Source organism: Flavobacterium sp. RNTU_13 (assembly GCF_046614455.1).
Lineage (GTDB): Bacteria > Bacteroidota > Bacteroidia > Flavobacteriales > Flavobacteriaceae > Flavobacterium.
Genome location: NZ_JBKJHB010000001.1, coordinates 205,058 through 220,998 on the forward strand (window position 1 = coordinate 205,058; position 15,941 = coordinate 220,998).

The window sequence follows — 15,941 nt, forward strand, 5'->3', positions numbered from 1 at the left end:
ATAATCATCAAACAACAAACAACAGTTTATGAAAGCACTAAACCCGTATCTTAATTTTAACGGTAAAACCGAAGAGGCCTTTAACCACTACAAAAAGGTTTTTGGCGGAGCGTTTGCCACCTTTATGCGGTTTAAAGACATGCCCAAACATCCATCGGGTAACGAAGGGTGTGAAGACGCAGAACCAAACGGCGAAGATGGCAACCTGATTATGCACGTGGCCCTGCCAATAGGAGCCAATATGCTTATGGGCAGCGACGTTCCGGGCAATATGCCTCAGGCCGAAACAGGCACTAACATTTCTTTGTCATTCCATGCTGAGAGCCGCGAAGATGCCGACCGCATTTTTGCCGGGCTTGCCGAAGGGGGCGCTGCACTTATGCCAATGGCAGATATGTTTTGGGGCGACTACTGGGGCATGGTACAGGATGCATATGGCATCCACTGGATGATAAGTTTTAACACCATGCAGCAACAATAATTTTCAGCAAAGCGCAATCATCAATCAAAGAGTTGAAAAAGCCGTACGAAAGTGCGGCTTTTTATGTTATGCCGCCTTTTTGTAGTTTACCATAGTAGCCACCATATCATATAAGACGGGTAGCTTTTGGCTAAATTCTTCGGGGGTTTCAAAAAAGTATTCTAAGGCCACCGCCACAAACTCACGTTCGTTTTTATAAGCATAATGCCTAAAGTAGTTGGCATTTACAATTTCAATAAGGTTTTCGTCTACCAGTATGTAGGCAATAATTTTGGCATACATATCGGCATACATATCTCCGGCAGCACCAAAGTTTTTACTCATGGCGCCTGTGTGTACCACGTGGGCAAACTCGTGCAGGCCCAGGTTTACGCTATTGGCACTAAAATCAAGCCCAGCCTCAAAATGCCTCCAGCTAAAAACCACTGCGCCCGCCGGAACATTAAACTCGGCAAAGTTATAGCTGCCCGCCATTGCCGAGCGGTACACATCCGGGTACAATACCACTACGTTAAACAAATCAGTAAGGTAATGGCGCAACCCAAAGGTGAGTATTACCCAGGTGGCCGAAATTTTCAGTTTCATTTCGTCGGTAACATCAAGCCCGTCGCGCCCTATAAACTTATAGCGTTTCATGAATGTGGAAACCCGATGCTGAAAGTAAGCCTTGTGCTCATCAGAAAGATCACGGTAAAACCTGAATTCGTTTTCCAGCAAAATACCGGCATACGGTGGCAGGGTACGTTTTACAGGGTAAAAATGCACCACGGCAGGTTTACGGAATGCCAACAAATAGGCTGATTCGGCTGACTTAGCAGACAAATAAAACACCAGCGCCGTAACCATAAGGCCCAGGAAAACAAAAACTATAATTTGCGAAGTAGGAATCATGCCAGGTAAACCGCTATTAATTTTGTTAAATATAATCATTTTACCGGAATACCCGATACAATTAACTAACGTTCAATTCCTTAAAATTAGTATTTACACAGCTTTTATATTTACATGGCAGCTTACTTATAATACAGAGCACCCCCAGCTACACCGGTTTATAATTTATCATTTGGGTTATAATGGTGTACAACTCCGGCAGCTTTTGTTTAAACTCGGCAGGCGTTTCAAAAAAACTTTCCAGGGTTACCGCCATAAACTCGTGCTGGTTTGTAAAACCGTATTCGCGCAGGTAGCCCAGCCCTGCAAGATGCTGTAGGTTATTGGGTTCGCCTATGTAAGTAATCACCTCATCAAACTTAGCCGCATAGAGGTCGCCCGAAGCACCACCCTCATCACTCGCGGTGGCACACACGTGCAGCGCGTGCGAAAACTCGTGAAGGCCCAAGTTTACATTGTCTACGCCATGGCGTATGCCTTCTTCAAAATGTTTCCAGCTAAACACCACCGCCCCTGCCGGGTGGTTAAACTCGCCCTTGTGCCATAGCCCTGTAACAGTGCTTTCATAAACATCAGGATAAAGGATTATATGTTCAAAAATACTGGGTAGATAGTAGCGCATACCAAAGGTAAGCATTACCCAACTGGCGGCTACTTTTACTTTCATTTCGGGTGTTATGGTAATGCCTTCGCGCGAGTGGAATTCGTAGGTTTTTATAAAACCGTTTACCCGGTGCCTAAAGTAGCTTTTATGTTTTTTTGAAAGGTTGCGGTAAAACGAAAAATCATTGTGCAGCACCTGCTTTAACGGCGCGGGGATGTCTTTCTTAAACAAGTAAAAATGCACAAAGGGCGGCCTGCCGAAACGGCGTACCCAAAAGTACTCCAGCGAGTCTAAAAAAAGGTAACCGAATAAAAAAATGGTAAGCGCTACAACACTTAGCGTTACTACAACAAGAAATATAAGCCCTACGGAGTTCTCCATGCAGTGTTTGTTATTGGTTGGTCAATATAAACAAAAAACGCTATTAGACTTAGAAAATTTTAACACTTGCTTTTTTTCGTTATTTTTGAAGGAACCAACAACAATAAATAATCGTCAATACTATACTAAAATGGAAGAAAAGATTTTAGAGTCTATCGTCACTGGCTTCACAAAGGCATTTATCGAAGAGGGAAAAAATATATTCGATGAGATTTACGATAAATCATATGACCAAATCAAACAATTTATAGGAAAAGATATTAAACTTTATCTAACCAAACAAAAGGATCGTTATTCGTACATAAAGACTTTACTAAAAGGTAATACACCCGTTTTTTTATATGACGTGTACTTTCCTTCGAAATTGATATATCAGAAAACACAAGTAATAAATACTGATTCTACATCCGAATTATTTAAAAAGTTTAGGTGTATCACAATAATTGGTGATGCAGGTAGTGGTAAAAGTACATTAGTGAAGCATCTTTTCCTAAATTCTATCCTCGAAAAAGAGAAAATTCCAATCTTAATAGAATTACGCTACTTGAATGAATCATCCGATGAGTTAGAGATTTATATAAAAAAAATTATTACACAAAATAAACTTGCCGTTAATAATGAAATACTTGAGAAAATACTTGAGAAGGGTAAGTTTACATTATTTTTTGATGGATACGATGAAGTAGATGAAAAGACCAAAAAAAAGCTGGGAAAACATATAATTGAATTTATAGAAAAATATAATTTGAACAATTATTTACTAACATCTCGTCCTTACTCGCATGCAGAAAACTTCCCTAGATTTACAAACTTAAAAATGAAGGATTTAGAACTGAAAGATGGTGAAATCAGAGGTTTTGTTTTCAAACAGTTAAGTAATGAAACTGAACTCGCTGAAAAAGCTATAAAATCAATTGAGCAGGGCAATAGTACATATATACGAAGCTTTTTAAAGAATCCATTATTACTCTCGTTATATCTTTTAACATTTCAGAGTTATGCCTCAATACCTGATAAAAAATACATCTTCTACAGACGTGTAATAAATGCTTTATTTTCCGAACATGATAGTAAAACTAAACTAGGTTATGTTAGGGAAAAACTATGCGGATTAGACCAAGAACAGTTTGAAACAATTTTAAAATCTTTTAGTTTTTTATCATATTTTGAAAATGAGTTTACTTTTGATCGAGATTACATAAATTTAAAACTTAAGTTTATAAAGAACAAAAAAGACTTAAGCTTCGATAATAATAAATTCATTTCAGATTTAAAATCGGCTATCTCATTATGGATAGATGATGAAGGTATTTACTCTTTTGCCCATCGCTCATTACAAGAATATTTTACTGCATTACTGATTTCTGAACTCAAATCAGATGAGAACAAACGTGTTTACGAAAAAATCATCAGTAAGTACGAAAACTCATATCCTTCTCGCAGAGAAATGGAAAACTTATTATATCTGCTTAAAGAAATGGATGAATACAACTTCATTAAAAACTTCTACTTCCCATTACTATCTGATTTAAAACAGACAATCACTAATCCCGACTTTAGTTATGAGAACAATTATCTTCTTTTTTTCATGAGAGGTTTCGAAAAGATGAGAGATGAAACTGGACACACAATATTACGACCATTGATTAATTCTAGCATTTATAAAACCATATATGTTCATTTAAATTTTACAAGAGAACTCTATGCTTTTATAAAAGAAAAATTGAATCAGCCATCATGCCTTGAATACTATAATGATATGTTCAATTCACAAAAAGTGAACGCTAAAAATCGTGGATTAAATCTTGAATTCGATGAGCTACAAAAATTTTATCAAATAGCTAAGGGAGATAAACTAACAAAATTAACGAAAAAAATCACTACCCACCTAGATAAAGAAATTATTTTTTGTGAAAGATACATCGAAAAAAATGATTCAAATGAGAAAGATTTAGTGGATTTAATTTAGATATAAAGGGGGGCTCTAAAGCACCCCCTTTATATACTATTTCTTATGCGATAAAATACCGGCCTTAAGTATCTGCCCAAACTCGTACATGTCCTCAAACGAGCAGTACAGTGGCACCGGCGCCAGGCGGATAACGTTTGGCTCGCGCCAGTCTACAATAACACCCTCTTTCATTAGGTAATCAAACAGCTGACGGCCTTCGCCATGCAAAAATACCGATAGCTGGCATGCACGCTCTTTAGGTTCAGCTGGCGTTATAATTTCGAAATGTCCGTTAACCTCACGGTCTATTTCATGCAGTATATATTCCAGGTAAGCCGTAATGCGGTCGCGTTTTTCTATCAGTGCGGGCATACCTACCTCATCAAACATCTCTACCGATGCAAGGTACGGAGCAAGCGATATTACAGGCAGGTTACTTACCTGCCACCCATCGGCACCGCGCACAGGGTCAAAATTAGGCTCCATAAGAAAACGGCGCTCCTTGTTGTGCCCCCACCATCCGGCAAAGCGCGGCAGGTCGGTATCGTTATGGTGCATTTCGTGTACAAAAGCCCCCGATGCATTACCCGGCCCTGAGTTCATGTATTTATAACTGCACCATGCCGCAAAGTCTACATTCCAGTTGTGCAGTTCCAGGTGTATGTTACCGGCAGCGTGTGCCAGGTCCCAGCCTACGTAGGCACCGGCTTCCTGCCCGGCTCTTGTAATGGTTTCCATATCAAAAACCTGCCCGGTATAGTAGTTAACGCCACCTATAAGCAACAGGGCAAGCTCATCGCCCACTTCTTTTATTTTTGCCAGCACATCTTCCAGGCGAATGTTGTGCTCACCCGGCCTGCGCTTTATCTCTACAATAGCATCGGCCGGATCATAACCGTGGAACTTTACCTGGCTTTGTATCATGTACTGGTCGCTGGGGAAGGCTTTTTCTTCGCACAATATCTTGTAACGTTTTGCCGTAGGCCTGTAAAATGACACCATAAGCAGGTGCAGGTTTACGGTAAGGGTATTCATAACCGTAACTTCGCTGGGTAGTGCGCCTACCAGTTTACTTAGCGGTTTAGAAAAACGCTCATGGTAATCCCACCAGGGCTTATCGGCATAAAAATGGCCTTCTACGGCAAGGTTAGCCCAGTCGTCCATAACCTCATCTACATAGGCTTTAGTACGTTTTGGCTGTAGCCCAAGGGAGTTCCCCGTAAAGTAAATAACCTGTTTTCCGTTTACGTGCGGAAATACAAATTCGCCCCTGTATTTAGCCAGCTTATCCTGCGCGTCGAGTTGTTTCGCGAATTCGCGTGTATTTTGAAAGTTCATTATGTTGTGTTTGTGTCTTATGCGCAAAAATACAGAAATATTACTACCACATGCAGTGTTTTGGTACTTTAGGTATCTTTGTATTAAATAAACTGCAATGAAATACCGTTTTTATGTTCCTGTTTTTACGAGCCTGTTAGTTTTTTCGGCCTGTGCCAAAAAAGAAAATGCCATGCCGGCTTCTAAAAACACAGCTGCTCCTGTAGCTGCACACGCTGCAATTCCCCTTGAAAAAACAGCCAACGCGCTCGACGGTATATGGATAAGCCACGATTATCTTACCACTATAGAAAAAACAAAACAGATTTATGCCAATGCGGCCCACAAGGCCACGCTTTTCGGGTTTATGCTGTACAAAGACAAGATGCTTACCGGCAAGCCCGACATGGAGGGGTTTAATACGTTTGAGGGTGGATACATATACCCACTGCTATACAACAATGCCGGTTACTTTGAACTGGATAAAGTAAGGCGTGGAAAATACCCCGAAAGCGATTATATGCAGGTGCGCCCCCTGGCCGATGGCAACGCCGAAATAACGTATACCAAAAGTGGTAAGAAAGATGTTTTCAGAAAAATAAGCGGATCTGATAAGGTAGACGAAAACATACTGAACAATACTATAAGCAGCATGATTTTTAACGGCACCTATAAAGATAAGCTTACGGGTAAAAAAATCAGGTTTACTAACGGCAGGGTAAGCGGCATGGGTAAGTTAAACCTATTTGGGGTTATGTATGCTTTTGAAGAGCGCAATTTTGACGAGGTATATTTTGGCTCCGACCAAACAACAGAGAATACTGTAAACTATCATTTTGTTTATAACAATGGCGCTATTACACTATACCCGGTACTACGCCCCGCAGGTAATAACGACACTTATACGTACAGCAAAACGCCATCTTATATCCTGATGCCTGTGCAACAGTAATATAATGGTTTTAAAAAGCAAAGGGGCTGTCCTGATACCGGACAGCCCCTTTTTAGTTTAGGTTAGATATAAAATTGTATTAATGAAGCAGTACTTTACGCTCTGCAACTTTACCAGAAGCCAACTGCACTTTTACAATAAGTACCTGCTCTGTAGAGCCTGTGTTTCCTTCAAAAGTAAGGTTGTTAACGTTATCTGCTTTTAGCAGTTGCCTGCCCAGTATGTCGTACACCATTACCGACTTGATGTTCTCTTCAGCATTTACTTTAAGTATACCGTTTTTACCAAAAATCACGGTACTCTTATCATCGGCAACCGGCTGGTTAGTACCCAGCGTAGTTGTGTTATAAATTATGCTGAACCTGTCGTTAAATGTACCAGCATCGGTAGTAAAGGTATAAGCATGTGCCTTAACATTTACTACTAAGCCTTCTACGTTGTCTACAAGATATATGGCCTGGTCTGCTGTAAACACTCCTTCGGTATCAGATACGTTTATGGTAAAAGTACCTGCCTGAGTAGCTTTAAAGCCCATTGCTACCTGGTCTGTATCTGTAAACTCAGGACGGCCTTGTATAGCAAGGATATTTTCATCCTGAATGGTATAAAGGTTAATGTTGTTGTCTACATAAATCCTACCGTCAATACCATTGTCGTAACCTGTAGTAGCTTCGCTTGTATAACCTACCATTGCCTGGCTGTAGCTTCCTGCTGTGTCTGTAATGTTTAACCAATATTTAGAAGCATCAGGTGCAGCACTACGGAAGAACTGGTTAGTACTGTTACCCACCCTCATAGCATTAGTAAACACTATGTTTGTTGCTGTAGGTTTTGCTTTTACTATAAAGCCCTGTCCTGTATTAAGTACGCCACCAGGGTTTATTGCATAACCGTTTTCTCCACCAGGAGCCGCGTTTGCTACATAAGCAAGCTTGGTTACTGTAGTATAGCTACTCTGTGTTTTATCGTTTGTTTTCCTCCAGAACCACAGTGTACCTTCCATATTATCAATGTTAGCATTAATAAAGTCGTTAACACGTATAGGAGACGGATAAGGGTTACCCACTGCGTTAAAGCCTTTACCTGTTACAGCTACCGCCTTATTTATGGTACCGTTGTGCGGTGTACCTTCAAACATACCTGTAAACACTGTTGGCACAGCGGTAGGATGGTTATTTGGCGTACGTATCAGGTAACTTTTAGCGGTTTCAAAGTTGATTTGGGATGATACCCTTCCGTATAAGTCGGTTGCCGTTTTATACTCGTAGAAACGATCTGTAAGCGTTTGTGGCGAAAATGCCTGAAGCTGTTGATTGTCTACCGGAGATGACCACAACGTATAGTCAAAACGTTTTACAAGCGAGCTGTTTCGGTAAAGTTGTATTTTACCTTCGTTAGCAATCTCGTCTATCTGAACTAATGATGCATTGTTATTTACCACCATTGTAGCTGTAGGTGCTACGGTAAGTTTACCTTTTACGGTAAGGCTTGCACCCGAAGCCACATTAAAGCGGGCGTTGTTTTTAACTTCACATGAACAAACCGTAAGGTCTGTGCTCAGGTTAAGGTTAGACTGTATTTCTACCGCAGTGTTTATAGTAGGTGTACCATTCCAGCTTCCGTTCCATACTAATGGCGCAGGTACGTTTATGTACAATGCTGGGGTAGCTATTGCAGTACAGTTACCGTTTTGTACTAAGGCCCTGAAGTATTTTGGAGCCGTTATAGGGCCAATCTGTGCACCACTTAATGTAGTGGTTGTATTAGCTATATCTACAACACCGTTTGTAAACGCTGCGTCGTTAGCTGACTGCCATTTTACTATGTTACCCACGCTGCCTGTAAGCGAAATACCCGAAGACAGTATGCTGTTTTTACATATAGTAGTTACCGCAGCCGAAAGTACGCCTGCAACTGTTGACGTAGCCTGTACGTTATAGTATGCGGCAGCGGTGTAAGTACTACAGGTATTGTTTTTAATGCGTACCCAGTAGGTAGTGTTTTGCTGTGGCGATACGCTTATAGAAGCTGTAGTGGCGCCTGCAATGATATTAGTACCTTCTGAGCCTGTACCCCACTCGTACACTGAGTTAGTTCCCAGCACACCGCCTATAGCTGTAAGTGTAGTACTGCCTCCGCAAAGTACCGAAAGCGGACCTGTAATAGCGGTAGGAGCTACTGACACGATTGATGTTGGAGTAAGTATCATAGTGGCGTTACAAGATCCTCCATTTTCATGCACCCTGAATTCTACAGTAGTATTTTCGTTAAGTGTGTAAGTACCTGCAAGTACATTTACTAAACCTCCACTCCATGATGTACGGTTCCAAACACGTGTACCGTTAATGTAAAGCTCGGCATCGTCATCCCAACGTGTAAACGAAATCTGGTATGTGCCACAGCTAAATCCTTTACGTTTGTAAACCAACACGAAGTTATCGTTTGGCACTGTACATCCCTGCCAGCCTGTTGCTGCCGAAGGCGACGCGGTATCGGCCCAGCTGTTAGTGCCGGTTGTGGTATCGAATCCAAGGGTGTTTTGTGTATAGTAACCTTTGTAAACAGCGTCTGAAAGTGTAAGCGTAGTCCCCGAGTATCCGTAAGCATTCCATACACCATCACCAAATACGGCCGGGTTACCCGGTACAGTGGCAACTGTTACGGTAGTAGTTACGGCTGCACTTTCAGGAGTACAGTTGTTATAATTTACTAAGCGCACCCAGTATGTGGTTGTAGCTGTAGGAGATACTGTGATTGAAGCACCTGTGGCACCCGCAATGATGTTTTGACCTGCAACAGTACCTGTACCCCACTGGTAGGTAGTGTTTCCGCTTACGCTTCCGCCCGCTGCTGTTAGCGTTGTAGAAGTGCTACCACAAGCGAATAAAGCATTATTACCTGTTATACTTGTAGGAGGAACCGAAGCCGGAACTATAGCAAGTACTGCACTGGTAGGACCGGTAACTTCCCTTGTCCTGATTTCTATAGTACTGTTTGCATCAAGGTCGTACGTACCTACAACAACGTTCGTTCCGTTAGTTGCACGTGTCCAAACCTGTGTACCGTTAATGTATACCACAGATTCATCATCCCACTGCGTCATGGTAAGGGTATACCTGCCACATGTAAAGCCCTGGCGTTTTGCTACGTAAGTAAAGTTGTCATTTGGCACAGTACAACCCTGGTAGTTTGTAGCCGATGAAGGCGAAACTGAGGTACCCCAAGACGATGTACTGTTAAAGCCAACCGTATTTTGAGTATAATAACCAAGGTAAGTAGTGTTAGTTAAGCTCACGCTGCTACCGTTGTAGGCATATACATTCCATGTGTTGTTACCAAATACCGAAGGATCTCCCTGAACCGGGGTAACCGTAACGGTTGTAGTAACTGCTGCACTCTCAGGAGTACAGTTATTATAATTTACTAATCGTACCCAATAGGTTGTTGTAGCCGTAGGAGAAACAGTAATTGAAGCCGTTGTAGCACCTGCAATTATGTTTTGACCTACAGCACCGGTACCCCATTGGTATGTGGTATTACCGCTTACACTTCCGCCAGTTGCGGTCAATGTTGTGGTGGTTGTTCCGCAGGTTAATGATGTATTACCTGTAATGCTCGTAGGTGGAACCGAAGCCAGTACTATAGTAAGCACAGCACTTGAAGCACCTGTTATTTCCCTTGTTCTGATTTCTATAGTACTGTTAGCATCAAGATCGTAAGTGCCTACAACAACGTTCGTTCCGTTAGTTGCACGTGTCCACACCTGTGTTCCATTAATATAAACCACAGATTCATCATCCCACTGCGTCATGGTAAGCAAATATTTACCACAGGTAAAGCCCTGGCGTTTTGCTACGTAAGTAAAATTATCTACCGGCACAGTACAACCTTGGTAACCCGCAGCGTCTGACGGCGCATAATAGCTACCCCAAGATGATGTAGTGTTTAATCCAAGTGTATTCTGCGTGTAGTAGCCCAGGTATGCAAGCCCTGTAAGCGCTACGTTACTGCCGTTGTAAGCATATACGTTCCACGTATTGTTACCAAATACCGCAGGGTTGCCCGGAGATGCTGTAACCGTTACGGTAGTACTTACCGCAGCACTCTCAGGAGTACAGTTATTATAATTTACTAAACGTACCCAATAGGTTGTTGTAGCCGTAGGAGAAACCGTAATGGAAGCGCTTGTAGCACCTGCAATTATATTTTGGCCTATAGTGCCTGTACCCCACTGGTACGTAGTGGTACCGCTTATACTACCGCCTGTAGCGGTTAGTGTGCTAGAGTTAGTAGTACAGCTCAGTGCAGTTATTCCGCTGATTGCTGTAGGTGGCACAGATGAAGGTGCTATATTTAGCACGTTATATGCTACTCCGTAGGCCTCGCGTAACCTTACTTCAACAGTACTGTTAGCATCAAGGTCAAAAGTACCTATTACGCTACTAATTCCTAATGAAGTGCGGTTCCAAACTAAGGCTCCGTTTACGTAAACCGCTGCCTCATCATCCCATGAGCTCATGGTAAGCGTGTAACGGCCGCAAGGGAAACCTTTACGCTTTTCTACCACTGTAAATACATCTGCCGGAACGGCACAACCCTGCCAACCCACCGTAGCCGATGGCGATACTGCTGTACCCCAAGAGGCAGTAGTATCTAATCCAAGTGTATTTTGTGTATAATACCCCAGGTAAGTTAAACCTGTAAGATTGATATTTCCTCCGTTATAACCGTATACATTCCAAACACCGTTTCCAAAAACTGACGGATCGCCAGGAACCGGAATTACAGTAACAGTAGTGTAAATCGCAGCACTCTCTGGAGTACAGCTGGTGTAGTTTATCAAACGTACCCAGTACGTGGTATTTGCTGTAGGCGAAACAGTAATTGAAGCACCTGTAGCGCCCGCAATGATATTTTGGCCTGCTACGGTACCAGTACCCCACTGGTACACAGTGTTGCCCACGGTAGTACCACCGGCAGCAGTAAGTGTAGTAGAGGTAGTTCCGCACGTAAGGGCAGTGTTACCGGTTATGCTTGTAGGAGGAACTGAAGTAACAAAATTAAGCACCGCATTCGAGACACCCCCTATTTCCCTCACTCTTACTTCAACTGTAGAATTAGCATCCAGGCTAAAGGTACCTACATATGAGCTTGTAGTACCACTACCGCTCCATGTAGCACTGTACCAAACTTGTGTACCGTTTACGTATACAACAGCCTCGTCATCCCACTGAGACATGGTAAGTGTATAGTTACCACAAGGGAAGCCTTTTCGCTTCGCTATAAATGTAAAATAATCAGCAGGCACAGTACAACCCTGGTAGCCTACCGCATCCGATGGAGAACCAGATGAACTCCATGAATTAGGCGTATTAAGACCTGTACCGGTTTGGTTATAAGTACCAAGATAATTAAGACCAGAAACATCTATATTACCACCGTTATATGCGTATACATTCCAGGAATTGTTACCAAATACAGACGGATCGCCAGAGCGTCCTGAAAGCGTTACCGTTTGGAAAGCAGCGTCAGAAAAGCCATTGCAAGGCGAACCGTTTGCCCTTCTTACCCAGTATGTAGTATTAGCAAGCGGTGTTACTGTTATAGAAGCACCTGTTTGACCGGCAATAACATTTTGCCCAGCCGTGGTACCTGTACCCCACTGATACGTGGCATTGTAACCATGTGTACCACCGGTAGCGGTAAGCGTTGTGCTTGTTGTGTTACAATCTAGCCCTGTAACTCCACTAACGGCTGTTGGAGCGGTAGACTCACAGGCAAGCGATGTAATGTTAAACGAAACACGAGACGAACCTGCATTTTCAAAATACTCCAGTAAAAGGTCTGTATTTCCGCTTAGCAGTATTGTAGCTGTTTTGCTGCCGTAGCTGTGCAGTGCCCAGTCTGAAAGTGAGCTAACAAACGTAGCCCCACCATCAAGGCTCAAGCGGTAACCGTCATCGGCACCTACAGTAATGGTGTAGTAACCCGCAACGTAGTTCTTGTTCATTTTAAACCTTACGGTAAAATAATCTGCGTAAGAGCCGCAAATATTTGTACCGCTGATAGCTCCTGTACCGGGATTTAAGTCAAAATTCTCGGTTTGCGTGGTGTAACCACGATAGGTAAATGCCGAAACGCTTGCCGGTGGCGTAGTAGTAAAGGCTGTGTTGTTAGAATACACATAACCTATCCACTGTCCTTGTCCGGAACTGGTTTGGTTACCAGATGGGGTACACTGGGCATTTACTTTTAACCCTGTAAGCAGCATTATAGCCCCAAGCAGGCTATAGCGTAGTGTTTTGTTTACAGCAAGTAAAAATTTCATCATTTTTTGTATTTTTAAGGGGGGTGGGGTGCTTACCTAAGCGTTATTACACACCTGTAAGCAAGTTCAAAAATACCTCTGCAACACAAAATTTTGATTAAATTTTCGGTTAGCAGGCTACAAAAGCCGACGAAACTTAATTTACTGTAGACGAATGGTTATTATTTTGTAAGAATTAATTCATTTTATGAATACCACAAATTGTATGCAGTCATAGCTTTAAGCCCTTAGACACTGTAAAACATATCAATTGCTTAACAATACGCGTTTAAATTTTTAGCATAAAAAAATCCGCTTTACAACTAAAGCGGATTTCTTTAACAGTTATTTTGTAGTCCTAAACTACAGGATTAGCATAGCATCTCCATAAGTGTAGAAACGGTATTCTTCCTTAACGGCTTCTTCGTATGCTTTCTTCATAAGGTCATGCCCCATAAAAGCAGATATCATCATAAGAAGTGTACTCTTAGGTGTGTGGAAGTTAGTTACCATACAGTCGGCCACGCTGAAATCATACGGAGGGAAAATAAACTTATTAGTCCACCCTATGTACGGATTTAAGGTTTTAGACGATGAAACCGAACTTTCCATGGCACGCATGGTAGTGGTACCTATGGCACACACTTTGTGTTTGTTTGTTTTAGCCCTGTTTACCACATCACACGCCTCCTGGCTAATAATCATTTCCTCAGAGTCCATCTTGTGTTTGCTAAGGTCTTCCACCTCTACCGGGTTAAAAGTACCTAGGCCCACGTGCAGGGTGATTTCTGCAAAGTCTACACCTTTAATTTCCAACCTCTTTAGTAGGTGCTTAGAAAAGTGAAGCCCTGCGGTAGGTGCAGCAACTGCGCCTTCCTCTTTAGCGTATATGGTTTGGTAACGCTCTGCATCTTCAGGCACCACCTCACGGTTAATATACTTAGGTATAGGGGTTTCGCCCAGCTCGGTTAGCTTATTACGAAACTCTTCATAACTACCGTCATATAAAAAGCGAAGCGTACGGCCACGGCTCGTGGTATTATCTATAACTTCTGCCACAAGGCTGTCGTCATCGCCAAAGTACAGCTTGTTACCTATACGTATTTTACGGGCAGGATCTACAAGTACATCCCACAGGCGCTGCTCACTGTTTAGCTCCCTTAAAAGGAAAACTTCAATACGGGCACCGGTTTTTTCTTTATTACCGTAAAGGCGCGCAGGAAAAACCTTAGTGTTGTTAAGCACCATTACATCGCCTTCATCAAAATAATCTATGATATCTTTAAACAGCTTGTGTTCTATAAGGCCGGTTTTGCGGTGCACTACCATAAGCCTTGACTCATCTCTGTTTTCTACCGGAAATTCTGCCAATAGTTCTTTAGGCAGGTTGAAATTGAAGTTGGATAATTTCATTTCTCTATTTTAAATTGCCTGCAAATATACTATCCTGAAACAGGGGTTGTCAAGTGTTTTGGGATTTATTTTACTAAGCAGTTAGTAATTAGCGGTCAGCTTTCAGCCATCAGCCCTTCACAATGGGCTAAAAGCTGAGAGCTAATGGCTGGATGCTTTAACCTCAAACCCCAGTTTCTTCATATCCTCCCAAAACGTAGGGAATGACTTGCTTACCACACCGGCATCTTTTACCACAAACGGCACTTTTAATGCCAGTGGGGCAAACGCCATAGCCATACGGTGGTCGTTGTAAGTGGCTACTTCTACCCCTTCATTTTTATTTGAAGATGGCGCAAGCGTAAGGCTATCATTAGTAACCGTAACCTCGGCACCAAATTTGGTCAGTTCTGTTTTAAGGGCTTCCAGCCTGTCAGTCTCCTTTATTTTAAGGGTGTGCAGCCCTGTTAAATGACAACCGACACCTAGCGCAAAGCAGGTTACCGCTATGGTTTGTGCAATGTCGGGGGTGTTATTTAGTTCCAGGTTTAAAGTTTGCTTCGCCTGTTCAATTTCCAACCTCGGGTGAGGTTTAGAGTTATGTTTACTCAGCGTGATGTCATTACCCGAAAATTTAGTCTCAACTCCAAACTCCTTATAAATACCAGCCAAGGCACTATCGCCCTGCAAACTATTTTCCCTGTAAGACGAAAGGGTAATGCTTGTACCCGCTTCGCTTAATGCGACAATACTGTAAAAATACGATGCCGAGCTCCAGTCGCTCTCCACCACAATAGTTGTTGGTTGCAGGTTGCCGGTAACCGGCTGTACCGTGATGGTATTCCCGTCAAATGTATTTTGTATACCCACTTCGGTAAGCAGCCCAAGGGTCATTTTTATATATGGTATAGAAGTAAGTTCGCCCTCAAGAGTTAATTCAAGCCCATTTTCCAGCTTCCCTGCAATAAGCAACAACGCTGTAATGTACTGGCTGCTTACGTCGGCTTTAACAGATACCTTACCTCCTGTAAGCTTTTTACCGGTTATTTTTAGTGGAGGATAGCCTTCGTTGCCCGCATACTCTATATCGGCCCCCAGGCTTCGGAGTGCGTCTACCAATACACTTATGGGCCGCTCCGTCATACGTTGGCTACCCGTAAGCAGCACACTGCTGCCTTCTTTCTGGGCAAAATAAGCGGTAAGGAAACGCATGGCTGTACCGGCATGGTGTATATCTACCACCTGCTGTTCTGTAGCTAATGCAGCCTGCATGGCTACGCTATCATCACTTTCCGAAATGTTTTGTATGCTTATACCCGGGTAAAGTGCCTGCAAAAGCAGTGCCCTGTTGGTTTCGCTTTTACTACCGGTTACCTGTACCGACGCCTGAGCTACGGTTTTCCCCACACTTATCTTTACGTCCATAAAATCCTTCTTCTTATTTATTTCTTGGCTTTTGCACAGCCGCGTTTTTTTGTTTTAGCCGCCGCCTGAAAGGTTCCATGATAAGCACCTCGGCAAGCGCCATACCACCCGACCAAAACAATATAAAAGGCCAGGGGTTTTTAGCTCCCCAACCTATGGTTACTTCTATAAGGGCCGCACATGCAAAAAAAATCACAAATGCAGTGCCCATGTTTATCAGTTTTACCTTCATGGTAAGCG

10 protein-coding genes are annotated in these 15,941 nt (G+C 42.6%); 3 read left to right on the plus strand and 7 right to left on the minus strand.

From position 1 onward, the window contains the following. Positions 1-28: 28 nt before the first annotated feature. Entirely contained in the window at positions 29-481 is a 453-nt protein-coding gene (locus ACLI08_RS00935; RefSeq protein ID WP_411426577.1) for a VOC family protein, read from the plus strand. Positions 482-547: 66 nt separating this feature from the next. Here the strand turns inward: ACLI08_RS00935 and ACLI08_RS00940 are convergent, their stop codons facing one another. Both ACLI08_RS00940 and ACLI08_RS00945 read right to left on the minus strand, forming a co-directional pair. Next, positions 548-1,411 (minus strand): zinc-dependent peptidase, encoded by an 864-nt coding sequence (locus tag ACLI08_RS00940; RefSeq protein ID WP_411426578.1) that lies wholly within the window; start codon positions 1,409-1,411, stop codon positions 548-550. Positions 1,412-1,520: 109 nt separating this feature from the next. Further along, the gene (locus ACLI08_RS00945; protein WP_411426579.1) at positions 1,521-2,357 is read right to left on the minus strand and encodes a zinc-dependent peptidase; all 837 of its coding nucleotides are present in this window, start codon (positions 2,355-2,357) and stop codon (positions 1,521-1,523) included. 130 nt (positions 2,358-2,487) lie between these two features. On the opposite strand from ACLI08_RS00945, the gene ACLI08_RS00950 reads away from it, so the two are divergent. Next, positions 2,488-4,326 carry an NACHT domain-containing protein gene (locus ACLI08_RS00950; protein ID WP_411426580.1) on the plus strand — a complete coding sequence of 613 codons (1,839 nt, stop codon included), beginning with the start codon at positions 2,488-2,490 and terminating at the stop codon, positions 4,324-4,326. 36 nt (positions 4,327-4,362) lie between these two features. Here ACLI08_RS00950 and kynU read toward each other — a convergent pair whose 3' ends face one another. Beyond that, positions 4,363-5,646 (minus strand): kynureninase, encoded by a 1,284-nt coding sequence (gene kynU, locus ACLI08_RS00955; protein ID WP_411426581.1) that lies wholly within the window; start codon positions 5,644-5,646, stop codon positions 4,363-4,365. Between the two features lie 97 nt (positions 5,647-5,743). Between kynU and ACLI08_RS00960 the strand changes: the two genes are divergently transcribed. Next, positions 5,744-6,577 (plus strand): hypothetical protein, encoded by an 834-nt coding sequence (locus ACLI08_RS00960; protein WP_411426582.1) that lies wholly within the window; start codon positions 5,744-5,746, stop codon positions 6,575-6,577. 79 nt (positions 6,578-6,656) lie between these two features. Here ACLI08_RS00960 and ACLI08_RS00965 read toward each other — a convergent pair whose 3' ends face one another. The 4 genes from ACLI08_RS00965 to ACLI08_RS00980 all read right to left on the minus strand — a co-directional run bounded on the left by ACLI08_RS00965 (position 6,657) and on the right by ACLI08_RS00980 (position 15,933). Further along, on the minus strand, positions 6,657-12,908 hold the full coding sequence (locus tag ACLI08_RS00965; protein ID WP_411426583.1) for a T9SS sorting signal type C domain-containing protein: 6,252 nt from the start codon (positions 12,906-12,908) through the stop codon (positions 6,657-6,659). A 339-nt stretch (positions 12,909-13,247) separates the two neighbouring features. Beyond that, positions 13,248-14,297 (minus strand): tRNA preQ1(34) S-adenosylmethionine ribosyltransferase-isomerase QueA, encoded by a 1,050-nt coding sequence (gene queA, locus ACLI08_RS00970; RefSeq protein ID WP_411426584.1) that lies wholly within the window; start codon positions 14,295-14,297, stop codon positions 13,248-13,250. A 141-nt stretch (positions 14,298-14,438) separates the two neighbouring features. Further along, positions 14,439-15,701, minus strand: a complete 1,263-nt coding sequence (gene aroA, locus ACLI08_RS00975; protein ID WP_411426585.1) for a 3-phosphoshikimate 1-carboxyvinyltransferase — start codon at positions 15,699-15,701, stop codon at positions 14,439-14,441. 13 nt (positions 15,702-15,714) lie between these two features. Next, entirely contained in the window at positions 15,715-15,933 is a 219-nt protein-coding gene (locus ACLI08_RS00980; protein ID WP_411426586.1) for a hypothetical protein, read from the minus strand. Positions 15,934-15,941 lie beyond the last annotated feature (8 nt).

Excerpts from the sequence above, each read along its gene's own strand:
- ACLI08_RS00935 (WP_411426577.1), top strand. The coding sequence starts at position 29 with ATGAAAGCACTAAACCCGTATCTTAATTTTAACGGTAAAACCGAAGAG.
- ACLI08_RS00940 (WP_411426578.1), bottom strand. The coding sequence starts at position 1,411 with ATGATTATATTTAACAAAATTAATAGCGGTTTACCTGGCATGATTCCT.
- ACLI08_RS00945 (WP_411426579.1), bottom strand. The coding sequence starts at position 2,357 with ATGGAGAACTCCGTAGGGCTTATATTTCTTGTTGTAGTAACGCTAAGT.
- ACLI08_RS00950 (WP_411426580.1), top strand. The coding sequence starts at position 2,488 with ATGGAAGAAAAGATTTTAGAGTCTATCGTCACTGGCTTCACAAAGGCA.
- kynU (WP_411426581.1), bottom strand. The coding sequence starts at position 5,646 with ATGAACTTTCAAAATACACGCGAATTCGCGAAACAACTCGACGCGCAG.
- ACLI08_RS00960 (WP_411426582.1), top strand. The coding sequence starts at position 5,744 with ATGAAATACCGTTTTTATGTTCCTGTTTTTACGAGCCTGTTAGTTTTT.
- ACLI08_RS00965 (WP_411426583.1), bottom strand. The coding sequence starts at position 12,908 with ATGATGAAATTTTTACTTGCTGTAAACAAAACACTACGCTATAGCCTG.
- queA (WP_411426584.1), bottom strand. The coding sequence starts at position 14,297 with ATGAAATTATCCAACTTCAATTTCAACCTGCCTAAAGAACTATTGGCA.
- aroA (WP_411426585.1), bottom strand. The coding sequence starts at position 15,701 with ATGGACGTAAAGATAAGTGTGGGGAAAACCGTAGCTCAGGCGTCGGTA.
- ACLI08_RS00980 (WP_411426586.1), bottom strand. The coding sequence starts at position 15,933 with ATGAAGGTAAAACTGATAAACATGGGCACTGCATTTGTGATTTTTTTT.